The organism is Streptomyces sp. NPDC101151 (assembly GCF_044768335.1).
In the GTDB taxonomy this organism is placed as follows: domain Bacteria; phylum Actinomycetota; class Actinomycetes; order Streptomycetales; family Streptomycetaceae; genus Streptomyces.
Window position 1 is genome coordinate 58,698 of the sequence record NZ_JBIWPP010000033.1, and the last position, 24,207, is coordinate 82,904.

Consider the following 24,207-nt stretch of genomic DNA (forward strand, 5'->3'; position numbering starts at 1 on the left):
GGACGCCGGCGGAGGCGGGCGCGAAGGGACCGGCGGCCAGCGCCTCGACCACGGCCGCCGAAGCCCCGGTCGAAGACCTCCGTCGGCAGCCGGTCGCAGGTGCGGGCGCCGTCCGCGGTCAGATGCGGTCTCGCCCGCCATGACGAAGGTTCCTTCGAAGAGCCCTCCGGAGATTCCTTCGGTGGGGGGGACGGCCGCTCGGGACGATGCGGAGCGCGGGAGCGCGTCAGCCGCGGTCGGCCGTCGAGCGGGCGTGCAGGGCGCGGGCCGCGGTGGGGCCCAGCCGGTGCTTGAGCCTGCGCAGGATCTGCAGCCTGCCGGCCGCCTTGTCGATGCCGTAGTAGAGCTGTGGCGGGACGTACGGCAGCAGTGGCGAGTGGCGCTGACCCAGCAGGGCGAACATGCGGTGCGGGGGCAGCTCGATGTACCGGGGCAGGTTCTCGTACCACTGGGCGCTGTAGCGGGCCGCGCTCTGCGCGGAGAGCAGTTCGGACCTGCGCCGCCGCTCGTAGGCGGCCAGAGCCGCGGGCAGGGTGGTGTGCTCGCGCAGGGCGGCGGCGAGGCACATGGCGTCCTCCAGGGCGAGGGTGGTGCCCGCTCCGATGGAGTAGTGGGTGGTGTGGGCGGCGTCGCCGAGCAGGACGAGGTTGTCGCGGTGCCAGGTGCGGTTGGTGAGGGTACGGAACCTCAGCCAGGGCGCACCGCCGGTCGAGGAGCGGCCGAAGAGGGGGTGGCCGTCAAGGATGCCGGCGAACAGCTTCTCCAGCAGCGCGAGCCCCTCCCCCTCGTCCGCGCGGTCAAGGCCGAGGCCGGTGAAGGTCTCCGGGGAGCACTCCACGACACAGGTGCTGTGCTCGCCGCTGCAGCCGTAGCCGTAGGCCCAGATCCAGCCGTGCCCGGTCTCCACGAAGGCGAAGGTGAAGGCGTCGAAGACCTTGCTGGTGCCGAGCCAGACGTAGTGGTTGCGGCCCTCCCGGAGCTGTACGCCGAAATGGTCGGCGTGGTGGGTGCGCAGAACGCTGTGGACGCCGTCGGCGGCTACGACCAGGTCGGCCTGTGGAGGTTCGGCGGCCGTGACCTCGCTCTCGAACTCCAGCCGTACGCCGAGGGAGCGGGCGCGCCCGGCGAGGATCCCGAGGAGGCGGTGGCGGCCGATGCCGTGGCCCTCGTCGCCGGGCTGCCGGGTCACCTGGTCGCGGACGTGGGCCACGCCGTGGTTCCAGCGGACCGAGCTCTGCTCGATGGCACGCGCGGACTCGGGGTCGTGGTCGTGGAGCCGGTCGAGCAGTCCGCGCCAGTACGTCACCCCCCAGCCGTAGGCCGAGCCCTCGGAGTTGCGTTCGTGGACGGTGACGTCGCGGGACGGGTCCTGCAGCTTGAGCAGGATGGCGAGGTACAGGCCCGCGGGCCCGCCTCCGACACAGGCTACCTTCACGCACACATCCCGGATGATTACTCAAGGTGGTCGACCGAAGTCGCACGGTAGCAGCACCACCAGGGGTGCGGCCGGACTTCCGGATCGCGTCAGCCTGGGGCGGTGACCCGCGCCACTCGGGCGAACCGTGGACGGGAAGGATCGCCGGAATCCCGGACACCCCGGCAAGGAATTCCCCGTTCCGCTACAGACCGACCTATCGGCACAGCAAGATCATCTTGCTTCAATCTTGCACGACATGTAGCCAATTGTCCGGATCACAGCCAACCGGTTGCGGGCGATTTCTTCCCCTCCCGGACGCCCCGGTAGGCATGCGGAGTCACCACTCGAACTCTCCTGCAGGAGGACCCGCATGCCCGAACTCAGCCGGCGCCGCACGCTCACCGCGGCGGCCGCACTCGCCGCCGCGGCCGGAGCCGCCACGCTCGTCGCACCGATCTCTTCGGCCGCCGAACACCAGCACGGCTCCCCGGAGTCCTTCGACGAGGTCTACAAGGGCCGCCGAATACAGGGTCGTCCGTCGAGCATGGGCGGTCACCACCACGAACACGGTGGCGGCTACTCCGTGTTCGTCGACGGGGTGGAGCTGCACGTGATGCGGAACGCCGACGGCAGCTGGATCAGCGTCGTCAGCCACTACGACCCGGTGCCCACGCCGCGCGCCGCCGCCCGTGCCGCGGTGGACGAGCTGCAGGGCGCCCCGCTGCTGCCCTTCCCCGCCAACTGACCGCCCCCGCAAGGACATCCGGAGCACCACGCACATGACCGTACGCAAGAACCAGGCCGTCCTGACCGCCGACGAGAAGCGCCGGTTCGTCGACGCCGTCCTCGAACTCAAGCGCAACGGGCGCTACGACGAGTTCGTCCGCACGCACAACCAATTCATCATGTCGGACACCGACTCCGGCGAGCGGACCGGCCACCGCTCACCGTCCTTCCTGCCCTGGCACCGCAGATTCCTGCTCGACTTCGAGCAGGCGCTGCAGTCGGTCGACCCCTCGGTCGCGCTGCCGTACTGGGACTGGAGCACCGACCGCACGGTCCGCGCCTCGCTGTGGGCACCCGACTTCCTCGGCGGCACGGGGCGCAGCAGCGACGGCCGGGTCACGGACGGCCCGTTCGCCGCGACCGGCGGCAACTGGACGATCGGTGTGCGCGTGGACGGTCGCACGTTCCTGCGCCGCTCGCTCGGCACCGCGGTGCGCGAGCTGCCGACGCGTGCGGAGGTGGAATCGGTGCTGGCGATGCCGACGTACGACATGCCGCCGTACAACAGCGCCTCCGACGGGTTCCGCAACAACCTGGAGGGCTGGCGCGGAGCCAACCTGCACAACCGCGTCCATGTGTGGGTCGGCGGCCAGATGGCCACCGGGGTCTCCCCCAACGACCCGGTGTTCTGGCTGCACCACGCCTACATCGACAAGCTGTGGGCCGAGTGGCAGCGCCGGCACCCGGGTGCCGGCTATGTGCCGACCGGCGGGACGCCGGACGTCGTGGACCTCGACGACACGATGAAGCCGTGGAACGACGTGCGTCCGTCGGACCTGCTGGACCACACGAAGTTCTACACGTTCGACGCCTGATCAGCCCTCGGCGGTCCGGCACTCCGGATGGCCCCAGCCCTGCGCGTTCTTGGCGATCGGCTCGCCGGCCGCGTAGGAACGGCCGCACAGGCAGCGGCCGGGGAACTTCGCCTTGATGGTGCGGGAGGACGCTCCACCGCCGGTCTGCCGGGGCGCCTTCCGGCGCGGGGCAGCCGCCTTGGGCGTGTCGGGCGACGCCGGCGGCGCCGGGGAGCCCAGAGCGCTGCCGGCCGCCTCCTGGACCGAGGCCGCCTGGCTGGCCGCGCGGTCGGCGAAGTCGTTCAGCGGGTCGCCGTCGACCTGGTGGGCGGGGACGTAGCGGAACTCTACGGAGCGGCCGTCGAGCAGTTCGTCGATGCGGACCACCAGGTCCTGGTTGGCGACCGGCTTGCCGGCGGCCGTCTTCCAGCCGTTGCGCTTCCAGCCCGGCAGCCAGGTCGTGACGGCCTTCATCGCGTACTGGGAGTCCATGCGGATCTCCAGCGGCACATCCGGGTCGACGGCGGCCAGCAGGCGCTCCAGGGCGGTCAGTTCGGCGACGTTGTTGGTGGCCCGGCCGAGCGGGCCCGCCTCCCAGCGGGCGGCGGTCCGCTCGTCGTCCGAGACCACCCATGCCCATCCGGCCGGTCCGGGGTTCCCCTTCGAAGCCCCGTCGCACGCGGCCACCACTCGTTCACGCATGCCGTCGATCATGCCATGACCGCGCACACCGCCGGTTCGGGCCCGGTCAGACGTCCTTGATCGTCGGCATGTCTCCCTCGGTGGTCGTGACGTCGATCACCGAGAAGTTGGCGCCCTGGGGGTCGGTCAGTGCCGCGAACCGGCCGAACGGGCTGCTCATCGGACCGAAGCGAAGGACCGCTCCGAGCTTGGTGGCCTTGGCCACGGCCTCGTCGCAGTTGCCGACGGTGAAATACACGTTGACGTACGACGGCACTTCGGGCGGGAACTCTTCGGTCATCTTCATCCGGCCGAGGACGGCGTCCTCGCCGAGGTCGAACAGGCGGAAGTCGACCCCGTCGTCCTCCATCTGCTTCGCCCCGTAGGGGAAGACAGAGGTCAGGAAGGCGTCCGCCTTCTCGGGCTCACGGGTGAAGACCTCGGCCCAGCAGTAGGCGCCGGGCACCGCCGTCGCCTCGAAGCCCTCGTGGGTGCCCCCCTGCCACACACCGAACACGGCCCCGCTGGGCTCACGTGCCAGGCACATCGTGCCGAACTCGCCGACCTGCATCGGCTCCATCAGCACCTCGCCGCCGTTCTCCCGGATCTTCGCCGCGGTGGCGGCGGCGTCCGGCGAGGCGAAGTACAGACACCACTGCGACTGCCCCTCCTGGCCGGGCATGGGCGGTACGACCGCGGCCACCGCCTTGCCGTCCGCATAGGCCTGCGTGTAGTTGCCGTACTCCGACGACGACTCGCCGAAGGTCCAGCCGAGGACGTCGCCGTAGAAGCTCTTGGCGCCCTTGAGGTCGCTGAACATCGCATCGGCCCAGCAGGGCGTTCCTTCAGGTTGCACGGCCATGATCGGGGCCCTCTCGGTCAGACGGTGTGTCCCGGAGTCACGCTAGTCATCCTGCGTCCGGCCCGCGCGCCGAACGGCCGGGGTGCGGCAAACCCGTGGCGCCCGGAGCGCGGAGGCGGCGGACCGGCGCGCGATCACGGCAGACGCCGCCCGACGCCCTCAACGGCAGGTTTGCACCACCCCATGATCAAAACCGCCCCCTTCGCGCTGTACCCGAAGATCACGTGTCCCTGTTTGGCTGGTCCGAGCGCAATCGCACCCCGCGCACCACCGAACGATCCGAATCACCCCTGTCCGCCTCTCCGCAGGAGGGAATGTGTCCACTCCGGACATCGCCACCGGCTCCGCAGTCGACGAACCCGATCCCGGGCTGCCGGTCGACGGGCAGCTCACCAGCCTGAGCACGCGAGCGGCCCGCCAGCTCGCCACCACCACCAAGTCCGAACCGCAGATGCAGGCCATCACCTCACGATGGCTGCTGAAGAGCCTGCCGTGGGTGGACGTCAAGGGCGGCGCGTACCGGGTCAACCGTCGTCTGCAGCTGCGCACCGGGCGCGGGCGCGTGCACTTCGAGCAGAACGGCGCCGACGACATCCGGGTCATCCCCGAGACGCTGACCGAGCTGCCGATCCTGCGCGGCTACCCCGACATGGACGTGCTGCGGGAGATGGCCACCCGCTTCCAGCCCCGGGAGGTGCGCCCGGGCCAGGTGCTGTTCGAGGCCGGGCAGCCGGTCACGGAGGCCTACCTGGTGGTGCACGGCCGGTTCACCCGGTACGCGGCCGGCAAGTACGGCGAGGAGGAGGTCGTCGGAGTCGTCACCGACGGCGACCAGATGGGCGACGAGGCGGTCGGCCAGTCCGATCCGCTCTGGCTCACCTCGGTCCGGGCGGAGACGGCTGGCGTGGTGCTGGCGCTGCCCTGGGACGTCGTCGAGGAGATCACCGACCGGGTGCCGTCCCTCGGCGCGCATCTCCGGGCGTATGTCGAGCAGCAGCGCAAGCCGATGAACCGCAAGGGCGAGGCGGAGGTCCCGGTGCAGGCCGGCCACGTCGGCGAGCAGACGCTTCCCGGCGGCTTCGTGGACTACGAACTCGCGCCCCGTGAGTACGAGTTGTCCCTCACCCAGACCGTGCTGCGGGTGCACACCCGAGTCGCCGACCTCTACAACGACCCGATGGACCAGACCGCCCAGCAGCTGCGGCTGACCGTGGAGGAGATCCGCGAGCGCCAGGAGTGGGAGCTGGTCAACAACCGGGAGTTCGGGCTGCTGCACAACGTCGACTACGGCCAGCGGATCAGCACCTACACGGGGCCGCCGACGCCGGACGACATGGACGAGCTGCTGTCGATGCGGCGCAAGACCAAGGTGTTCCTCGCCCATCCCAAGGCGATCGCGGCCCTCTTCCGGCAGTGCAACAAGCGGGGCCTGGTGCCCGGCACGGCAAGCGTCGACGGTCACGAGGTGCCCGCCTGGCGGGGAGTGCCGATCTTCCCCTGCAGCAAGATCCCGATCACCGGGGACCACACCAGCAGCATCATCGCGCTGCGCACCGGCGAGGCCGACCAGGGCGTCATCGGCCTCTACCAGACCGGCATCCCCGAGGAGTACCAGCCGGGCCTGAACGTGCGCTTCATGGGCATCGACGCCGCCGCGATCATCAACTACCTCGTCACGGCCTACTACTCACTCGCCATCCTGGTCCCCGACGCGGCGGGAATCCTGGAGAACGTCCAGATCGGCCGGACGGCCGAGTGACCGCCTGGAGCACACCATGACCACCTCCACCCACTCCTACGCACTGCCCGGGCCGCCGAACATCGCCCAGAGCATGCGCAGGACCCGGCGCACCGGGGCGATCCCCGGGCTGCGCTACCGGCCGGCCGTTCCCGCCGACCCGGAGAAGGCCGCGGAGGTCGACCGCCGCCTGGAGTCCTGGGCCCGTGACCTGGATCTGTTTCCCCAGGCCTGGCACGGGGACTTCTCCGGCTTCCAGTTCGGCCGGGCCGTCGTGCTGCAGCATCCGGGGGCCCTCGACCTCGACCGTCTCACCGCCGCCGGAAAGCTGCTGCTCGCCGAGAACGTCGTCGACTCCTGCTACTGCGAGGAGGACGAGGGCCGGGGCGGAGAGCGGCGCGGCCTGGGCGGCCCGCTGATCATGGCCCAGTCGGCACTCGACCCCTACCACGGCATCCCGGAGCTGGAGGAGGAGTGGCGCGAGGGCGTTCGGGCCGACGGTCCGCTGCGCTCGTACCACTTCGCCCTCGCCGACTACGCAACCTTCGCCACCCCCAGCCAGACCGACCGGTTCGTACACGACATGGCCCGGCTGCACATGGGCTATCTGGCCGAGGCCGCCTGGATGGAGACCCGGTACGTGCCACGGGTCTGGGAGTACCTGGTGATGCGGCAGTTCAACAACTTCCGGCCGTGTCTGTCGCTCGTCGACGCGGTGGACGGCTACGAACTGCCCGAGCAGGTCTACGCCCGCCCCGAGATCCAGCGGATCACCGCCCTGGCGTGCAACGCCACCACCCTCGTCAACGACCTCTATTCCTTCACCAAGGAACTGGCGAGCGATCCGACGCACCTCAACCTGCCCCAGGTGGTCGCCGCCAACGACCGTTGCGGGCTGAAGGCGGCCTATCTGAAGTCCGTCGAGATCCACAACCGGATCATGGAGGCCTTCGAGGAGGAGTCCGCGGTCCTGTCCGCCACCTCGCCGCTCGTCGAGCGCTACGCCCAGGGGCTGGCCGCCTGGGTCGCCGGCAATCACGAGTGGCACTCCACCAACACCCACCGCTACCACCTGCCCGACTACTGGTAACAGCCACACGCACCAACGGAACACCGTCACATGCACAACGAGGAGTCACCCTTGACGACCGTCCCCGTAGCCCGGATCGCACCCGCTCCGGTGCCGGCCCAGTCCACGTACCAGAACCGCGTCGCGGAGTACTGGAACGCCGAGGAGAACCCGGTCAACCTCGAGCTAGGCAAGATCGACGACCTGTACCACCACCACTACGGCATCGGAGCCGCAGACCGCTCCATGCTCGGCGAGCCCGACCCCGACCGGCGCCGGGAACTGATCACCGGCGAACTGCACCGCCTCGAACACGCCCAGGCCGAGCTGCTCGCCTCCCACCTCGGGCCGCTCTCCCCCGCCGACCGGGTCTTCGACGCCGGCTGCGGGCGCGGCGGCGGCAGTGTCACGGCACATCTGCGGCACGGCTGCCACGCCGACGGTGTCACGATCTCCGCGAAGCAGGCCGACTTCGCCAACGAGCAGGCCCGGCAGCGGGGCATCGACGGCAAGGTGCGCTACCACCACCGCAACATGCTCGACACCGGCTTCGAATCCGGTGCGTACGCGGCGTCCTGGAACAACGAGTCCACCATGTACGTCGAGCTGGACCTGCTGTTCGCCGAACACGCCCGGCTGCTGCGCCGCGGCGGACGGTACGTGGTCATCACCGGCTGCTACAACGACACCTACGGGCAGGCCTCCCGCGAGGTCTCGCTGATCAACGCCCACTACATCTGCGACATCCATCCGCGGTCGGAGTACTTCCGTGCGATGGCCCGCAACCGGCTGGTGCCGGTGCACGTCGAGGACCTGACGGAGGCCACCATCCCGTACTGGGAACTGCGCGGGGAGGCGGACCATCTGGTCACGGGCATCGAGGACACCTTCCTGTCCGCGTACCGCAACGGCAGCTTCCAGTACCTGCTGATCGTGGCCGACCGGGTCTGATCCCGGCGGCCTCCGGGCGGGGGGCGGTGTCCGACGGACACCGCCCCTTGCCGTTTCGCCGCTATTTCGCTCGACAGGGGGACGCGCCGGGCCATTTGATGGGGCCCATGTGTGCGGTGAAGATGCGCGAGGACGAGGTCGACATCGATGCCCGGCTGGTGCGGCGGATGGTCGCCCGGCAGTTCCCCGCCTGGACGGCGCTGCCCGTACGGCGCCTGGCGTCCTCCGGTACGGAGAACGCGATGTTCCGGTTGGGTACGGGGCTGGTGGTGCGGCTGCCCCGGTATCCCGGTGCCGTCGCCGACGTGACGCACGAGCAGGTCTGGCTGCCCCGCCTGGGACCGCTGCTGCCGGTGGCCGCGCCCGAGCCGGTGGGACTGGGCGAACCGGACGAGGACTTCCCGTGGCCGTGGTCGGTGTACCGCTGGCTGGACGGGAGCAACCCGGTCGCGGGAGCGGTCGGCACGCCGGAGCGGCTGGCCGAGGAGCTGGGGGCGTTCGTGGCCGCGCTGCGCCGGATCGATCCGCTGAAGGGGCCGTCCGCGCATCGGGGCGTCCCGCTCGCGACCCGGGACGCGCCGACCCGTGCGGCCGTGGAGCAGCTGACCGGCAGGATCGACACGGACGCGGTGACGTCCCAGTGGGAGCGTGCGCTGCGCGCCCCGGAGCACGACGGGCCGCCGGCCTGGATGCACGGGGACCTGGCCCCCGGCAACGTTCTGGTCGAGGACGGGCGGCTGAGTGCGGTGATCGACTTCGGCTGTGCGGGGGTCGGCGATCCCGCCGTGGACCTGATCGTGGCGTGGAACCTGCTGCCCGCGAGCGCCCGCGACACCTTCCGAAAGACGGTGGGAGCCGACGACGCCGAGTGGGCGCGCGGACGGGGCTGGGCGCTGTCGATCTCACTGATCCAGCTGCCGTACTACTGGCACACCAACCCGGCGCTCGCGGAGAACTCCCGGCATGTGATCGCCGAGATCCTCGCCGAGGCCGGGTGATGGCGGCGTCGCGGACGCGCTACTCGCCCGCGTAGGCCTTCTCCAGTTCGGCGATGTCGAGCTTGCCCATGCCCAGCAGGGCGCGGGTGGTACGCGCGGCCTTGTCCGGGTCCGGGCCGCCGACCATGTCGGCCAGCCGCTCGGGTACGACCTGCCAGGAGACGCCGTACCTGTCCTTGAGCCAGCCGCAGGGGCCGGGCTCGCCGCCGTTCTCGGTGAGTTTCGTCCAGTAGTAGTCGATCTCCTCCTGGTCGGCGCAGAAGATCTGGAAGGAGATCGCTTCGTTGAAGGTGAACTCGGGGCCGCCGTTGAGCGCGACGAACCTGTGACCGTTGGCCGTGAACTCCACGGTCAGGACGGTGCCGGCGGGGCGGGGGGCGCCCTCGGGGTAGCGGGCTACCCGGCCGATGCTGGAGTGCTTGAAGACGGACACGTAGTAGGCGGCGGCCTCCTCGGCCTGGTCGTCGAACCAGAGACAAGTGGTGAATCCGTCGGTGGTCATGAGCACCTCCTGGGGCGTGGAACACGGTCATCCCTGTCGACCGGTGCGCGCCGCGAAACTCATCGGCCGTCCCCAGATCGGCCTCCCGGGTGCGGGGCCGGCCGCGGACTAGCATCCCGGCCATGACGTCTGCGTCCGCCGAGTGCATCCGGCCGTTTCGCCTGTCGATTCCGCAGAGCGAGCTGGACGACCTGCACGACCGCCTCGACCGCACGCGCTGGCCTGCCGCACTGCCGGGGGCGGGCTGGGAGTACGGGGTCCCCGACGGCTACCTGCGGGATCTGGCCCGGTACTGGAGGCACGGGTACGACTGGCGTGCGGCCGAGTCGCGGCTGAACGAGTGGCCGCAGTTCACCACCACGGTGGACGGTGCGCACATCCACTTCGCGCATGTGCGCTCCGCGGAGCCGGACGCGACCCCGCTGATCCTGACCCACGGCTGGCCGGGGTCGATCGTCGAGTTCCTGGATGTTGTCGGGCCGCTCACCGACCCGGTGGCGCACGGCGGCGAGGCGGCCGACGCGTTCCACGTCGTCGTACCGGGCATTCCGGGCTTCGGGCTGTCCGGGCCCACCACGCAGCCCGGCTGGGAGGCGGCCCGGGTCGCGGACGCATGGGCGGAGCTGATGCGTCGGCTCGGCTACGAACGCTTCGGCGCGCACGGCGGCGACTGGGGCGCGGTCGTCTCCCGCGAGCTGGGGCGCGCCCACCCCGACCGGGTGACCGGCGTCCACCTCACCCTGCTGCCGGGCGCCCAGGCGGCCACCGAGCCCGGTGACGACGAGCTGAAGCGGCTCGGCCGGCAAGAGCGCGAGAACACCCTCGCCTCGTGGCGGCGGTGGGCGGACTGGTCGCGCGAGGGCACGGGCTATGCCGTCCTGCAGTCCACCCGGCCGCACACCCTCGCGTATGCGCTGACGGACTCTCCGGTCGGCCAGCTCGCCTGGATCGTGGAGAAGTTCCGGGAGTGGAGCGACTGTGCGCAGGTACCGGAGGAGGCCGTCGACCGGGACCTGCTGCTGACCAACGTCATACTGTACTGGCTGACCGGCACGGCCGGTTCGTCCGCACGCATCTACTACGAGCGGGCGCATGCCGAGGGCCGGACCGCCCGGCCCGCCGAGCCGTCCACGGTGCCGACGGCCCTCGCGCTGTTCCCGGCCGAGCCCCAGATCCCGCTGCGCCACAAGGCCGACTGGACCGAGAACATCGTGCGCTGGACGGAGTTCGACCGCGGCGGCCACTTCGCGGCCATGGAGGAACCGGACCTGATCACCGCGGACGTCCGGGCCTTCTTCCGGCAGGTGCGGGACAAGGCCGTCGGCTGAGCGGCCCCGCTGCCGTGCCTCAGGCCACCAGGCACAGCCCGTTGTACGGCTTGTACGTGTGCCGTGGCACCGCGGCCGTTCGACGGCCCGTGCCGGGGTGCCGGGTCAGCTCGCCCTGCGCGAGCGACAGCAGGTCGCCGAGGCCCAGGCCGAGCGCGTGGGCGGCGGCCGCGAGGACCTCGGAGGAGGCCTCCTTGCGGCCGCGCTCGATCTCGGAGAGGTAGGGCAGGGAGATCCGGGCCGCGTCGGCCACCTCCCTGAGCGTGCGCTCCTGTGTCAGCCGCTCCCGGCGCAGCACCTCGCCTACCAGATCGCGCCACAGGGGCTCCCTGGGCGCGGGCTGCGGTGCCTCCGGGCCGGTGGGCTGCGATGCCGCCGGGCGGGTGCGATCCGGGCGCAGCGGGATCACACGGGCTTCGTTGCTCACCTGGTTGCTCACCCCCTCACCCTAGGACCCGGCTCCACCGCCGTGCCCGGACACGGCCGATTTCCCGTCAGAGCGGCGGTCGGGTGCATGCGGCGCGTCACGGCGGGTACTCGCCCCGTAGCGAGGCCCCGGGCAGGCATAGGGACCCGGATTCCGGGTACCCGGCGAAAGCACAGCCCGGGCAGGGACGGACACACAGAGGCCGCAGAGGCAGACGTCGAGCCGTGACTTTCGTGGGAGAGGCAGAAATGAACACCGCCGGGATCCGGTCGCAAGCAGAGGTCGTTGGCAGGACCGAGCAGGACAGGACGGGCGAGGGATCACTGCCTGGCATCGAGGACCCGACTTCCGTCGCGCCGCGTGACGCGCGGGAGCTGTCCCGCCAGTTCTTCCGCCGCCTGACCGAGCTGGAGGAGGGCACGCACGAGTACCAGTACGCGCGCAACACCCTCATCGAGATGAACATGTCGCTGGTGCGGTTCGCGGCCGGACGCTTCCGGGGCCGCGGCGACGACATGGAGGACATCGTCCAGACCGGCATGATCGGCCTGATCAAGGCCATCGACCGGTTCGAGCTGGCGCGCGAGGTCGAGTTCACCTCCTTCGCGCTGCCGTACATCGTGGGCGAGATCAAGCGGTTCTTCCGGGACACCACCTGGGCGGTGCACGTGCCGCGGCGGTTGCAGGAGCTGCGCGTGGAGCTGGCCAAGGCCCGCGAGGAGCTGTCGAGCCGGCTGGACCGGGATCCGACCGTCGCGGAGCTGGCCACGCTGATGAACATCTCCGAGGACGAGGTGGTCGAGGGCCAGCTCGCCTCCAACGGGTACAACTCGGCCTCCCTGGACGCCGCGCTCACCGGAGACGGGCCCGAGGACGGCGAGGCTGTGCTCGCGGACTTCATCGGTGTGGAGGAGGAGGGCCTGCGCCTCGTCGAGGACGTCCACGCGCTCGCCCCGCTGATGGCCCAGCTCGGTGACCGCGACCGGCAGATCATCCACATGAGGTTCGTCGAGGAGGCGACCCAGGCTGAGATCGGGGAGCGGCTCGGCTGCTCCCAGATGCACGTGTCCCGGCTGATCAAGCGGATCATCACGCGTCTCCGTCAGGGGATGCTGGGGGAACTCGGCTGCGCCTGACGGCACGCCCGGGAGCCCGGGGCCCGGGCGTGCCGCCGGGCCCACCGGGGCTCACCGCTGAAGTCGCACCCGCGCGGAGACGCGCTTGCCGACCGGTACGCGCTCCACCATCACCTCCGTGGCCAGGGCGTGCACGATCTCCAGACCGTGCCGGCCCACGCGCTCGGGATTCCTCGGGAACCGCCGCGGCAGGGCCGAGCTGCTGTCGTACACGGCCACCCTGACCGCGATGTCCGTGCCCTCCAGTTCCAGGATGTACGGGCCGCTGCTGTGCCGGTCCGCGTTGGTGACCAGCTCGCTCACCACGAGGAGCAGCTCACCGTCGGTCCGGCTGTCGATGTCGGCGCACCACTCGGTCCTCAACTGCTGCAGAAACTGTGCCGCGAACGCGCGTGCGTCGGCGATGCAGCCGACTTCGCCGGTGTAGTGTGCCGCGCGTCGCAGCGGTTCCACGGGTACGTCGAAACCAGTCGGTATCACTGCCCCGCCCAGATGCTCGGTCATACGTGTCTCTCTCGGGATCCCATCCGTTCGGTCGCTGTCGCACCAGTCCTCGTACCCCGTGCCGGGCCCGGCAGTCCCCCCGGGGTGTTCGCCGACCGCGCACAAGAGGGCGGTGTTCACGTCACCGCGGCAAGGGCGGGGACGGAGGCGGCGGTGCCGGGCCGCTCAGCACGCCTAACGGTTCCCGCCCGGCTGCTGCTGTTGCTGCTGGTCCTGCTGCTGCTGTTGCTGTTGCTGCTCCTGCTGCTGTTGCTGCTCCTGCGGAGCGCTGGAGTTCTCCGCCGACTGTCCGGTCCCGGAGGACGTACCCGGGCCGGACGGCTTCTCCGGCTCGGAGGACACCGAGGACTGGGGCCCGGACGTGGTGTACTCCGTCGACGGGCCCTTCGAGGCCGGTGACTCCGAGGCCGGGGACTCGGACTTCGGCGACTCCGAGGCCGGGGATTCCGACTTCGGCGACTCCGACTTCGGCGACTCGGACTTCGGCGACTCGGACTTCGGCGACTCCGACGACGGCGACTCCGACGACGGCGACTCCGACGACGGCGACTCGGTCTTCGGCGACTCGGTCTTCGGCGACTCGGACGACGGCGACTCGGATCCAGGTGTCTTCGACGAGGGCGACTTCGTACTCGAACCGGGCGACGTCGAAGTCGACGACGGGGAGGAGGACGGTGTGGACGGAGAGGACGAGTTCGGCTTGGAGGGGCTGGTCGAAGGCGAGGGTGATGTCGGCAGGCAGGGCCTCGCCGAGGAGCCCGGTGTCCTGTCCGGTGTGAACGCGCAGGGAGCCAGCCCGGTCCAGGGGTGGGTGTCCGCCGGCGGCTTGGTGTGCCGGTCGTGACGGCCGGTGTCGCCGCGGTGCCGCTTGATCCAGTCGTGGTGGCGGAAGTCGTAGATCACGAAGACCTTGACGATCACTGTCGCGGGCCGCACCACGACGACGTTCGCGGGCTTGTACGACGCCCACTGGTCGCCCGTCTGCCGCGGGGCGGAGCTCTGGGCGACCGGCGGGGTCAGCGGGTTGCCGCAGGCGCAGCGCGCCCGGGGCACGCCGTGCCCGTCGACCAGGACGGCGGTGCCCGCCTGGAGGACGGACTGGTAGGCGTTGGCGCCGCCGCTGCGGTAGCCGTGGTTGGTGACGCGGGTGTCGGCGCGCAGCGTCAGGGGGGTGAGCGAGCGGAGATAGGCGGGAACTCCGGAAGGCTGGACGCCGGCTTCTGCCGCGTAGGCGCGGTTCTTGGACGGGTCGGCCTGGAGGGCGCTTATCTGCTTCTCGACGTCGCAACTCGGACGGTTCTGGACACCGCTGTACAGGCCCGGCGCGCCGCCGTCGACTCCGCGCAGCTGATTGGCGGGTGCGGAGGAGGTCGTCCGGGAGGGCGTCGCCGGGGCCGAGGCCGTCGGGGTGGAGGGCGTCGGGTTCATGGTCCCGGCCGAGGTGGCAGTCGTCGGCGGTGCGGAACCCTCCGTCACGGTGGACTCCGTGAAGGGGTCCGGACCGGTCTTGCTCGCGGCCTGCAGGAAGACCTCGCCGCTCTTGGCGGTGGAGCCGTTGTCGGGACGGCTGAGGACCACCGCCACGACGACCGCGGCCACCACGACCGCCGTGAGAGCGGCCACGCGTGGCGCGGATCTCCACCACGGCCGGTGCGGTCCGCCGGATCCTGCGCCGGAGCCGCCGCTCGGTGACGGTGGTGAGGGGGGTGGTCCGGCAGGGGGCTGCGACGGTCCCGACAGCGGGCCGGAGGGTGGCCCGGTCGGGCGGCCGGATGACGGAGGTTCGACGCTCACGAGCACTTCTTCCCGTCGCGATGCGCGGCTGTGCGCGCAATGCGCGGCTCACATCAGAGAAAGTCTCGCTCCGTGTGCACTTGCTGCACAATGATCCCATTGTGTGCTCCGGTCCCAGGTGACTCGCAAGCCGACGCGGACGGGCCACCCGGCGAGCGGGGTGCCGGGGTGCTGCTTAGCGTGGCGAGGGTGAGCCCTCCGACCGTCTCCGCACGGCCCGTCGCCCGTCACGGGTGGGTGCAGGCCGTGGCCGTGGTGCTGACCGGGCTGGCCGTCATGGTCGTACTCGCCGCGCTGGGGCTGTGGGCGGCCGGGGCGGCGGATCTGCCGGACGGTGCGTTCGCCAGGGTGGTGACGGCGACCGTGGTGGCGGCCGTCGGCGGGACGCTCGAACTCTCCGGGAACGCGGGCGCGCTGGCGAGCACCCGGGCCGGTCTCACCGTGGTCCCGCTGTCGGTGACCCTGGCCGGCGCCCTGCTGATCGGCGCGGGCTTCCTGCGGCCGCTGCGTCACCGGGCGGTCGCCTCGGCAGGGGAGCTGGCCGGCTGGGCCGCCCGGATCGCGGTGCTGTGGCTGCTCGCCCTGATCGGCCTCGCCTTCGCCGCCCGGCAGACCTTCGCCGTGGACGTGGGCGACGGCACGCTCAGCGACTTCACCGACCTGCTCGATGCCGCGCCGAAGGTCGGTTTCACCACGGATGTGCCGCTGACCGTACTGTTCGGGCTGCTGTGGCTGGCGGGGGTGCTGGTACTGGCCCTGCTGATCGTGCCCGGCGCACCGCTGCCGGGGAGGCTGCTGCGCTTTCGGGAACCGGTGCGCCCGGCCGCGTACGCCATGGTCGTGCTGCTGCTCGGTTACGTCGTCCTGGGTGTCGTCGTCGCACTGGTGTCGGCGATGACGCGGGGGCACGTCGCCGAGTCCTTCGCGGTCATCCTGCTCGGGCTGCCCAATCTGGTCTGGCTCGCTCTCACCCTCGGCCAGGGAGCGACCTGGCACGGCAGGGTGGACGGCCCGTTCGGCCTGCCGATGCCGCATGTGCTGGACGAGATCCTGCGCACTCCCGACATCGCCACGCTGAACCTGCGCACGCTCACCGACTACGACCCCGGGATGTGGTGGCTGGTGGTCACCGAGGTGGTGATGCTGGCGGCGGTGGCCTTCCTGATGGCGGCGCGTTCCCCGGCCCGGGTCCGGGCCTGGCAGCACGCCGTGCGGCTGGCCGTCGCGCTGGCCCTGACGGTGCTCATGGTCTGCCTGCTGTGCCGCGTCTCCGCGCACTACGGGCTGTCCCTGCTGGGCATCGGGGAGCTGGGCGGCGGCCTGTCCGGAGAGCTGTTCCTCAGGCCCCAGCTGTGGCAGGCGGTCGGCCTCGGCGCGCTGTGGGGCCTCGGCGCCGGTTTTCTGGGCGCGCTGCTGGCCCGGCCGGTGCACCGGCGGGGCATGGTCGAGACGCCCTAGACGCGCCGTGCGGACAGGCCGGTGACGCGGCCGGCCGGTGTTCGGCCGGTCCGCCGGACCGGCCCTAGGCGAAGAAGGGCTGAGCCCACTGCGGCGGCTCCGGGGGGTCGGCCGGTGCCCTCAGGTGCGTCTCCGTGTCCGGATCACCGCCGCCGCCGTCGCCGGAGTCACCCGAGTCGCCGGGGTCGGCGAGGTCGCCGACCGGGCCGGTGCGCAGGGCCGCGACGAAGTCGAGACAGGTGTCGTAGCGGGCGTCCGGGCTCTTGGCGAGGGCCTTCGCAAAGACGGTGTCCACGGCCGGGGGAAGGTCGGGGCGGGACTCTCTCGGCGGGGGCGGCTCGTCGTACTGGTGGGCCCACAGCAGGGCCATGTCGTCCTCCCGCACGAAGGGCGGGTGCCCGGCCAGGGTCTCGTAGACGACACAGGCGAGTCCGTAGACGTCGCAGCGGCCGTCGACGGGCCGGCCGGAGATCTGCTCCGGGGCCACGTAGTCGAGGGTGCCGACGAACTGGCCGACGCTGGTGAACCCGGTCAGGGACAGCGACTTCTTGGTGAGTCCGAAGTCGGTGAGGTAGACGTGCTCGGGGTGGTCGATGTCGGTGCCCCGGGCGACCAGGACGTTGCCGGGTTTCACGTCCCGGTGGACCAGGCCGTGTTCGTGCGCGGCGTCGAGCGCGGAGGCCACCTGCCCTGCGATGCGTACGGCGGCCTCGAACGGCAACGGCCCGCGCTCGTCCAGCAGATGACGCAGATCGCTGCCGGGGACGTACCGCATGGCGATGTAGAGCACGCCTTCGGTCTCGCCGGCCTCGAAGACGGGCACGATGTGCGGGTGGTCGATCGAGGCGGCGACCTGGGACTCATGGGTGAACCGCTTCCGGAAGATGTCGTTGCGGGCCAGTTCCGGGGCCAGGAGCTTGAGCGCGACCGTGCGGTCGAGGCGCAGGTCGCGGGCGCGGTAGACGACGGCCATGCCACCCCGGCCGACCTCGCTCTCGATGCGGTAGCCGGCCACCTGGCAGCCGATCAGCTGCGAGGGCCGGCGGGAGGACAGGCTCGACTGGCGCGCCATCAGAGTTCACCTTTGGGGGCGACGTGCCGCGTGGGGGCGTGCCCCGGGCCCTCGCCCGGTACCGATCCGTCGGTGGCGTAGGTGTGCAGCTGCCGTCCGTCGCCGTACAGCCAGCGTCCCTCGTCGGGGTCGTACACCCACATGGACTCGCCGTCGACCACGACCCCGATGCGCAGTCCGCGGGTACGGTCCCCGAAGGACTGTCCGTCCAGGCCGCCGGCCGCCAGTGCCTCCACCGCGGACCGGTAGTCGGCCAGGGCCTGTTCGGCGCGGGCCAGCAGCGGGCGCGCGTCGGCGGTGCCGGCGGGCGGGCCGTCACCGACGGGTGGGTCCTGGGGCACGGCGACCAGGTGCCGGCCGTCGACCCAGGCGGCCCAGCCGTTGGCGCAGCGGATGTGTGCCCAGTCGCCGAGCCGCTCCACCAGCACCACGGGCAGCAGCCCGTCCAGAGGCACCGTGGGCCGGGCGGGGTCCGGGGCCTCCCAGGCGGGCATGCCGTTCGGCGGGACGACGTGCGTGGGCCGGAATCCGGTGGTGGGCTGTTTCGTCATCGCGGCGCCTGCTTCCGCATCACGGCGGGTTCCTGCCGGCGCAGGAGCCGGTCGACCACGAGGCCGTAACCGACGGACAGCACCAGCAGCATGGCGAGGTTCAGCAGCCAGACGCCGGTCGAGTGCCGGAACAGGGGGTCGGCGGCGAGCTCGCCGGGCACGATCCGGGCGAGCCCGACCGTGCCGGCCATGGCGCCGAGCGCCCAGCGGGACGGCACCAGCCAGGACAGCTGTTCCAGACCGGGTACGCCGTGCAGCGGGAGCAGGGCGCCGCAGAAGACGACCTGGACGACCGCGAGCAGCACCAGCAGCGGCATCGTCACCTCCTCCTTGCGCACCAGCGCGGAGACCAGCAGGCCGAGCGTCATCGCCGTGAAGGCCAGGAGAGCGACGGCGAGGGTGATTTCGGCCAGGGGTGGCAGCAGGACCCCTCGGCCGCCGGGTGCGTTGAGGTCGACGCCGAGCAGGGCGACCAGGGTGAGGACGACGGCCTGGACGACGGTGACGGTGCCGAGCACCACGACCTTGGACATCAGGTACGCCGATCTGGGCAGGCCGACGGCGCGCTCGCGCCGGTAGACCGCGCGTTCCTTGACGAGTTCGCGCACCGCGTTGGCGGCGCCGGTGAGCACACCTCCGACACACAGGATGAGCAGCGCGTTCGTCGTGGTGCCCGGGGTCAGTTTTCCGCCCGCGAGGGCCCGGGCCATGGCGCCCATCACGAACGGCAGGGCGATCATGACGGCGAGGAAGGTGCGGTCGGCGGCGAGCACGGCGGTGTAGCGGCGGACCAGGGTGCTCAGCTGGGCACCCCAGCTGCGGGGGCGGGGCGGTGGCGCGGGGGCGGCGGGCGCGGAGTCGGGGCGGCGGGGCTGGGTGGTGGCCTCGGTGACGTAGTGCCGGTGGAACGGCGAGTCGCGGTACTCCCCGGACCAGTCCCGGTCCTGGTCGCGGTCGAAGGCCTCGAAGGCCTCCGGCCACTGCTCGAAGCCGAAGAAGGCGAGGGCGTCGTCGGGCCGGCCGTAGTAGGCGGTGCGGCCGCCGGGGGCGAGGACGAGGAGGCGGTCGCAGACGCCGAGGCTGAGGACGCTGTGCGTCACCACGATGACGGTGTGCCCGTCGTCGGCCAGACCGCGCAGCATCTGCATCACCGACCGCTCCATGCCCGGGTCGAGGCCGGAGGTCGGCTCGTCCAGGAAGAGCAGCGACGGTTTGGTCAGCAGTTCCAGGGCCACACTCACCCGCTTGCGCTGCCCGCCGGAGAGGCTGTGCACGGGTTGTCCGGCGCGCTGTGCGAGGCCCAGTCCCCGGATCACCTCGTCCACCCTGGCCCGCCGTTCGCTTTTCGCCGTGTCCTCGGGGAACCGCAGCTCGGCGGCGTAGGACAGGGCGGCACGCACGGTGAGCTGGGGGTGCAGGATGTCGTCCTGCGGGACCAGACCGACGCGGCCGCGCAGCTCCGCATAGTCGTGGTACAGGTCGCGGCCGTCGTACAGGACGGTGCCGCGGTCGGCGGGCCGCTGGCCGGTCAGGGCGTTGAGCAGCGTGGACTTGCCGGCGCCGCTCGGTCCGACCACCGCGACCAGACACTTCTCCCCCACCGGGAAGGAGACGTGGTCGAGGAGGACCTTGCTGCCGCCGTCGACGGCGACCGTGAGGTCCTGCGCGTCGAGGGAGACCTCTCCGGTGTCGACGTACTCCTGGAGTTCGTCGCCGACCAGGCAGTACGCGGTGTGCCCGATGCCGACGATGTCGCCGGGCCCGACGGGGGCGTGGGTGACGGGGGCGCCGTTGAGATAGGTGCCGTTGTGGCTGTCGAGGTCGACGATCTCGTAGCCGCCGTCCGCGCGGGCGCGCAGTTCGGCGTGGTGGCGGGAGACGGTCAGGTCGTCGACGACGAGGTCGTTGGCGGCGGCCCGGCCGATGCGGATCGTGTGCGTGGGCAGCGGCCGTACGCTGCTCGGGGTGCGGAAGGTGCCGGTCAGTTCGGGGTGCGACACCGCCGGGGGGTGGTCGGCGGCGGGTGCGAGCGGGCAGACCGGGACGGCTCGGGGCCCGTCGTCGGGGTTGCCGAAGCGGATGACGCTGCCGGGGCGGACGTCCCACTCCTGGACGCGGAGGCCGTCGGCGTACGTGCCGTTGGTGCTCTGGGCGTCTTTGAGTGTCCAGCGGTCGCGGTCCCAGCTCAGCACCGCGTGGTGCCACGAGACCCGGGCATCGTCGAACACGATGTCGCTCAACGGATCGCGCCCGACGTGATAGTCGCGGTCCGGGCTCATCACCGTGGAACCCGCCTCGGTGTCCAGGACGAGTTCGACCGCCGTCGGGGCGACCGGTCGCTCCGCCATGGCCTGAATTCTACCGATTCGCCCACCTGTGTGCCCGCGCTGCCGGGGCGGCCCGGGATGCGCGGTGGCCGCCGTGGCACATGTCAGGAGACGGGTACGACGAGCGCCGGAAGAGTGCGCTGCATGCGCAGGGCGTCGATGGACTCGGCGAGCAGCTCGTACTCGGTGGTGTCGTCGCTGGCGGCGATCCGTACCAGCCGGCCGCCCGCCAACTCGTCGGCGACCAGATCCTGCTGGATGTCGTCGGCACACCAGGCGCGCAGAAGTGCGGGCACGTCGGCCACCGTGTCCGCGACCGGGACGAGCGCGGCCGCCGGGAAGGCCGGGGCCTCCGGGCTCGGGTCGAGCCGCTCGGCGATCCAGGACGCCCGGTCCCGCAGCCACCACAGGGCCAGTGCCAGGGTCGGCGCGCGATAAGTGCCGAGCGGTACACCGATGCGCTGTCCGCCGCACGTGCCGTACGCGGTGACATGGCACAGGAATTCGTCGTGCACGATCACTCCCCCGAACGCATCGCTGATGTGCCGGCCCGGCCCTCGCTTTCCGTGCGGCTCCCGTGCGGTGAAAGTGCTCCCCGAGGTTCGAGTATCGCCACTCCCGAAACACTGTCACCATGACTTTCCGGCCAGTCTCTTGGCATATTCACTGCCCGTTCTGGCCGAAATGCGCCGGCTATCCGGCGCCTGGTCATTACCCGGGAAGTAATCGACCCGCCCCGCGCCGCTCGGGCATGGTGGTCACACCGGATCGGGAAAGCCCGAATCCGGTCCCTGACCAGCAGATACGACCTCGATGGAGGCACTCGCCATGACCGCGAACACCAACAGTTACGAGAGCGCCGTCAACCGTTACTTCGAGGCCTGGAACGCCACCGAGCCGGAGGCGCTGCAGAAGGCGGTGGCCGCGGCCTGGACCGCGGACGGCAGCTACACCGACCCGCTCGCCGACGTCCGTGGGCACGAGCAGATCGCGGCCGTGATCGCGGCGGCCCACGAGCAGTTCCCGGGGTTCGCGTTCCGTCCGCTCGGCGCGGTGGACGGGCACCACGACATCGCCCGCTTCGGCTGGGAGCTGGTGAACGAGGCGGACGGTTCGGCGCCGGTGGCCGGGTTCGACGTGGTCACGCTGGACGGCGAGGGCCGCATCCGGCAGGTGCTGGGCTTCCTGGACCGGCTGCCGGGGGCCTGAGGCCGGGGCCGCGATGAGTTTTCCCGCTCGCGGTGGTCATGTGCGGGAAAGGCCCGGGAGCTGATCCACGGGCGGAACCGAAAAGATCACCGCGAGCGGAGACTTTCATGAACAGCACCGGTAACAAGGCGGGCGCGGTGGAAAAGGTGGACGCGGAATTCACCGCGGTCCTGCGCAAAAGTCCGGAGAAAAGCGGCTGGACGTTTGTGGTCTGGCCGCGGTCCGCGGAATTCTTCGGCACCCGCGGACTGGTCAAGGTCCGCGGCACGGTCGACGGTCACCCTTTCCGGAGTTCTTTCATGGCGCTGGGCGACGGCACGCACAAGCTGCCCGTGAAGGCCGACGTGCGCAAGGCGATCGGCAAGGCCGAGGGCGACACGGTGATCGTGCACCTTCAGGAGCGGCTCGGCTCCTGGGGCCGGCCCGGCGGATCATGCCCGGACCGCGGGGTCCGGCACGCCCATCTGCGCTGATGAGGCGCCGTTGCCCGACCTCCCGGAGGCGGCGGTGCGCCTCCGGGAGGTCGGCGAGCGTTCTACGGCTTGACGATCGCGTCGATCCGTGCCTGTTCCTCGGCGTCGAAGTCCAGGTTGCGGATCGTGCCGACGCTGTCCTCGATCTGCTGCGGGCTGCTCGCGCCGACCAGGGCGGAGGTCACCCGGCCGCCCCGGAGCACCCAGGCCAGGGCCAGCTGGGCCAGGGTCTGGCCGCGGGACTTGGCGATCTCGTCCAGCGCGCGCAGGCGGCCGACCAGGTCCTCGGTGACCGCGTCCGAGTTCAGGAACGGGCTGTCGCTCGCTGCCCGGGAGCCCTCGGGGATGCCGTCCAGGTAGCGGCCGGTGAGCAGGCCCTGCTCCAGCGGGGAGTACACGATGGAGCCGACCTGCAGCTCGTCCAGGGCGTCCAGCAGGCCCTCGTCCTCGGGGCGCCGGTCGAGCATCGAGTAACGCGGCTGGTGGATGAGGAGCGGGGTGCCGAGTTCGCCGAGGATGCGGGCGGCCTCCCGGGTCTGCTCCGCCGAATAGTTGGAGACGCCGACGTAGAGCGCCTTGCCCTGCTGCACCGCCGAGTGCAGGGCTCCCATCGTCTCCTCCAGCGGAGTGTCCGGGTCGAAGCGGTGCGAGTAGAAGACGTCGACGTGGTCCAGGCCCATCCGCTGCAGGCTCTGGTCGAGCGAGGACAGCAGGTACTTGCGCGAGCCCCATTCGCCGTACGGGCCTGGCCACATCAGGTAGCCGGCCTTGGTGGAGATCACCAGTTCGTCGCGGTACGGCGTGAAGTCGGCCCTCAGGGCCTCGCCGAGCGCCGACTCGGCGGCGCCGGGCGGCGGCCCGTAGTTGTTGGCCAGGTCGAAGTGGGTGATGCCGAGGTCGAAGGCGCGGCGCAGGATGGCGCGCTGGGTCTCGACGGGCCGGTCGGGCCCGAAGTTGTGCCACAGGCCGAGCGACAGCGCGGGGAGCTTCAGGCCGCTGCGTCCGGTGCGCCGGTAGGGCATGTCGGCGTAACGGTCGGGGTGTGCGGTGTACAACGCGACTCCAGAGGGGTTGGCACACGGTCTTCCCGGCGCCCGGGAGCATCCCGCTCCCGGGACCGCTCCCCACTCTTCCCCGGGCGACGTACAGCAGTCCAACAGAAGAATCCGATGGAATTGTGCGGCTACGCTTCTCAATCATGGAACTGCGTCATCTCCAGCACTTCATCGCGGTCGCCGAGGACCAGCACTTCACCCGGGCCGCCGAACGCCTCATGGTGTCCCAGTCCGGTCTGTCGGCGTCCATCCGGGCGCTGGAGCGGGAGCTGCGGGCGCCCCTGTTCGTCCGTACCACCCGGCGGGTGACGCTCACCGAGGCGGGGCGGGCGCTGCTTGCGGAGGCCGAACGGATCCTGGCCCAGGTGCGCTCGGCGCACGAGGCGGTCGCGGCGGTGCAGGGCGTGCTGCGCGGCACGCTCGCGCTGGGCACCGAGCAGTGCATCGCCGGGGTGCATGTGGCGCGGCTGCTGGCGGCCTTCCGGCGCCGGCATCCGGACGTGGAGATCCGGCTGCGGCAGGCGGGCTCGGGCGCACTGGCCGAGGAGGTCGCGGCCGGGCGGCTGGACCTGGCCTTCGCCTACCGCACCCAGGCCGACAGCGACCAGCTGCGCTCGGTGGCGCTGACCAGCGAGCCGATGACCGTCCTGTGCCATCCCAGCCACCGGCTCGCCGCGGCCGGCGCGGCACTCGCACCGGACGACCTGGCCGGCGAGGTGTTCGTGGACTTCCATCCGGACTGGGGGCCGCGCCGCACCACCGATGCCGCCTTCGCCGCGGCGGGCCTGCGGCGCACGGTCGCCCTGGAGGTCAACGACGTGCACAGTCTGCTGGACCTGGTCGACGAGAACCTCGGCATCGCCGTCGTACCCCGGCACTTCCGGCACAAGCGGCCCTCGCTGACGGCGGTTCCGCTGAAGGGCACGGGCGAGGCGGAGTACGAGACCGTGGCCCTGCTGCCGCCGGAGCGGGCGACGAGCCCCGCGGCCCGCACACTGGTCACGCTCCTCGAAACAGGGGGTCTGGCACCACCCCAGGACGGGCCCCAGGCCTCCTGATTCCGGCCGCCCGCCGC

22 protein-coding genes and 2 pseudogenes are annotated in these 24,207 nt (G+C 71.3%); 12 read left to right on the forward strand and 12 right to left on the reverse strand.

From position 1 onward, the window contains the following. Positions 1 to 226 precede the first annotated feature (226 nt). The gene (locus ACIRU3_RS37690; RefSeq protein WP_404066513.1) at positions 227 to 1,435 is read right to left on the reverse strand and encodes an FAD-dependent monooxygenase; all 1,209 of its coding nucleotides are present in this window, start codon (positions 1,433 to 1,435) and stop codon (positions 227 to 229) included. 352 nt (positions 1,436 to 1,787) lie between these two features. Here ACIRU3_RS37690 and ACIRU3_RS37695 point away from each other — a divergent pair, with 352 nt between their 5' ends. Continuing rightward, a complete protein-coding gene (locus ACIRU3_RS37695) occupies positions 1,788 to 2,162 on the forward strand; it encodes a tyrosinase cofactor (RefSeq protein ID WP_404066516.1) in 375 nt (124 codons plus the stop codon). Between the two features lie 34 nt (positions 2,163 to 2,196). After that, positions 2,197 to 3,018 (forward strand): tyrosinase family protein, encoded by an 822-nt coding sequence (locus tag ACIRU3_RS37700; protein ID WP_404066519.1) that lies wholly within the window; start codon positions 2,197 to 2,199, stop codon positions 3,016 to 3,018. Here the strand turns inward: ACIRU3_RS37700 and ACIRU3_RS37705 are convergent, their stop codons facing one another. Continuing rightward, the gene (locus ACIRU3_RS37705) at positions 3,019 to 3,711 is read right to left on the reverse strand and encodes a ribonuclease H (RefSeq protein WP_404066521.1); all 693 of its coding nucleotides are present in this window, start codon (positions 3,709 to 3,711) and stop codon (positions 3,019 to 3,021) included. Positions 3,712 to 3,745: 34 nt separating this feature from the next. Then, on the reverse strand, positions 3,746 to 4,540 hold the full coding sequence (locus ACIRU3_RS37710; RefSeq protein ID WP_404066524.1) for a VOC family protein: 795 nt from the start codon (positions 4,538 to 4,540) through the stop codon (positions 3,746 to 3,748). 316 nt (positions 4,541 to 4,856) lie between these two features. On the opposite strand from ACIRU3_RS37710, the gene ACIRU3_RS37715 reads away from it, so the two are divergent. The 4 genes from ACIRU3_RS37715 (at position 4,857) to ACIRU3_RS37730 (ending at position 9,296) form a co-directional block, all read left to right on the forward strand. After that, positions 4,857 to 6,299, forward strand: a complete 1,443-nt coding sequence (locus ACIRU3_RS37715; RefSeq protein ID WP_404066526.1) for a family 2B encapsulin nanocompartment shell protein — start codon at positions 4,857 to 4,859, stop codon at positions 6,297 to 6,299. Positions 6,300 to 6,315: 16 nt separating this feature from the next. Continuing rightward, the gene (locus ACIRU3_RS37720; protein ID WP_404066529.1) at positions 6,316 to 7,368 is read left to right on the forward strand and encodes a family 2 encapsulin nanocompartment cargo protein terpene cyclase; all 1,053 of its coding nucleotides are present in this window, start codon (positions 6,316 to 6,318) and stop codon (positions 7,366 to 7,368) included. Between the two features lie 30 nt (positions 7,369 to 7,398). After that, positions 7,399 to 8,298 carry a geranyl diphosphate 2-C-methyltransferase gene (locus tag ACIRU3_RS37725; protein ID WP_404066531.1) on the forward strand — a complete coding sequence of 300 codons (900 nt, stop codon included), beginning with the start codon at positions 7,399 to 7,401 and terminating at the stop codon, positions 8,296 to 8,298. A 107-nt stretch (positions 8,299 to 8,405) separates the two neighbouring features. Next, positions 8,406 to 9,296, forward strand: coding sequence for an aminoglycoside phosphotransferase family protein (locus ACIRU3_RS37730; protein WP_404066534.1), 891 nt, complete (start codon positions 8,406 to 8,408; stop codon positions 9,294 to 9,296). Positions 9,297 to 9,315: 19 nt separating this feature from the next. Here ACIRU3_RS37730 and ACIRU3_RS37735 read toward each other — a convergent pair whose 3' ends face one another. After that, complete coding sequence (locus tag ACIRU3_RS37735) at positions 9,316 to 9,798, reverse strand: VOC family protein (protein WP_404066536.1); 483 nt, start codon at positions 9,796 to 9,798, stop codon at positions 9,316 to 9,318. Positions 9,799 to 9,920: 122 nt separating this feature from the next. Here ACIRU3_RS37735 and ACIRU3_RS37740 point away from each other — a divergent pair, with 122 nt between their 5' ends. After that, positions 9,921 to 11,126: an epoxide hydrolase family protein gene (locus ACIRU3_RS37740; protein WP_404066539.1), complete on the forward strand. Its 1,206-nt coding sequence runs from the start codon at positions 9,921 to 9,923 to the stop codon at positions 11,124 to 11,126. Positions 11,127 to 11,145: 19 nt separating this feature from the next. Here ACIRU3_RS37740 and ACIRU3_RS37745 read toward each other — a convergent pair whose 3' ends face one another. Continuing rightward, positions 11,146 to 11,565 (reverse strand): helix-turn-helix domain-containing protein, encoded by a 420-nt coding sequence (locus tag ACIRU3_RS37745; RefSeq protein WP_404066541.1) that lies wholly within the window; start codon positions 11,563 to 11,565, stop codon positions 11,146 to 11,148. Between the two features lie 236 nt (positions 11,566 to 11,801). Here ACIRU3_RS37745 and ACIRU3_RS37750 point away from each other — a divergent pair, with 236 nt between their 5' ends. After that, positions 11,802 to 12,689, forward strand: a complete 888-nt coding sequence (locus ACIRU3_RS37750; RefSeq protein WP_404066544.1) for an RNA polymerase sigma factor SigF — start codon at positions 11,802 to 11,804, stop codon at positions 12,687 to 12,689. A 51-nt stretch (positions 12,690 to 12,740) separates the two neighbouring features. On the opposite strand, the gene ACIRU3_RS37755 is transcribed toward ACIRU3_RS37750, so the two are convergent. Together ACIRU3_RS37755 and ACIRU3_RS37760 are read right to left on the reverse strand one after the other, a co-directional pair. After that, the gene (locus ACIRU3_RS37755; RefSeq protein WP_404066547.1) at positions 12,741 to 13,193 is read right to left on the reverse strand and encodes an ATP-binding protein; all 453 of its coding nucleotides are present in this window, start codon (positions 13,191 to 13,193) and stop codon (positions 12,741 to 12,743) included. 507 nt (positions 13,194 to 13,700) lie between these two features. Next, positions 13,701 to 14,987 (reverse strand): annotated as a pseudogene (locus ACIRU3_RS37760) (DUF6777 domain-containing protein); the annotation flags it as partial. Positions 14,988 to 15,176: 189 nt separating this feature from the next. Between ACIRU3_RS37760 and ACIRU3_RS37765 the strand changes: the two are divergent. Further along, positions 15,177 to 16,445, forward strand: coding sequence for a streptophobe family protein (locus tag ACIRU3_RS37765; protein ID WP_404066550.1), 1,269 nt, complete (start codon positions 15,177 to 15,179; stop codon positions 16,443 to 16,445). 64 nt (positions 16,446 to 16,509) lie between these two features. On the opposite strand, the gene ACIRU3_RS37770 is transcribed toward ACIRU3_RS37765, so the two are convergent. The 4 genes from ACIRU3_RS37770 to ACIRU3_RS37785 form a co-directional block, all read right to left on the reverse strand. Then, positions 16,510 to 17,517, reverse strand: coding sequence for a serine/threonine-protein kinase (locus ACIRU3_RS37770; protein ID WP_404066553.1), 1,008 nt, complete (start codon positions 17,515 to 17,517; stop codon positions 16,510 to 16,512). After that, a complete protein-coding gene (locus tag ACIRU3_RS37775) occupies positions 17,517 to 18,068 on the reverse strand; it encodes a hypothetical protein (RefSeq protein ID WP_404066555.1) in 552 nt (183 codons plus the stop codon). Before ACIRU3_RS37775 ends, ACIRU3_RS37770 begins: the two co-directional genes overlap by 1 nt. Further along, positions 18,065 to 20,416 carry an FHA domain-containing protein gene (locus ACIRU3_RS37780; RefSeq protein WP_404066558.1) on the reverse strand — a complete coding sequence of 784 codons (2,352 nt, stop codon included), beginning with the start codon at positions 20,414 to 20,416 and terminating at the stop codon, positions 18,065 to 18,067. The genes ACIRU3_RS37775 and ACIRU3_RS37780 overlap by 4 nt, the downstream gene beginning before the upstream one ends. A gap of 83 nt (positions 20,417 to 20,499) precedes the next feature. Next, on the reverse strand, positions 20,500 to 20,910 hold the full coding sequence (locus tag ACIRU3_RS37785) for a hypothetical protein (RefSeq protein ID WP_404066561.1): 411 nt from the start codon (positions 20,908 to 20,910) through the stop codon (positions 20,500 to 20,502). A 313-nt stretch (positions 20,911 to 21,223) separates the two neighbouring features. Here ACIRU3_RS37785 and ACIRU3_RS37790 point away from each other — a divergent pair, with 313 nt between their 5' ends. Together ACIRU3_RS37790 and ACIRU3_RS37795 are read left to right on the forward strand one after the other, a co-directional pair. After that, positions 21,224 to 21,604: a nuclear transport factor 2 family protein gene (locus ACIRU3_RS37790; protein WP_404066563.1), complete on the forward strand. Its 381-nt coding sequence runs from the start codon at positions 21,224 to 21,226 to the stop codon at positions 21,602 to 21,604. A gap of 107 nt (positions 21,605 to 21,711) precedes the next feature. Continuing rightward, positions 21,712 to 22,011 (forward strand): annotated as a pseudogene (locus ACIRU3_RS37795) (DUF1905 domain-containing protein); the annotation flags it as partial. 128 nt (positions 22,012 to 22,139) lie between these two features. Here the strand turns inward: ACIRU3_RS37795 and mgrA are convergent. After that, a complete protein-coding gene (gene mgrA, locus ACIRU3_RS37800) occupies positions 22,140 to 23,132 on the reverse strand; it encodes an L-glyceraldehyde 3-phosphate reductase (protein ID WP_404066566.1) in 993 nt (330 codons plus the stop codon). Positions 23,133 to 23,275: 143 nt separating this feature from the next. Here mgrA and ACIRU3_RS37805 point away from each other — a divergent pair, with 143 nt between their 5' ends. After that, the gene (locus tag ACIRU3_RS37805; RefSeq protein ID WP_404066570.1) at positions 23,276 to 24,190 is read left to right on the forward strand and encodes a LysR family transcriptional regulator; all 915 of its coding nucleotides are present in this window, start codon (positions 23,276 to 23,278) and stop codon (positions 24,188 to 24,190) included. The last annotated feature ends 17 nt before the right edge of the window (positions 24,191 to 24,207 follow it).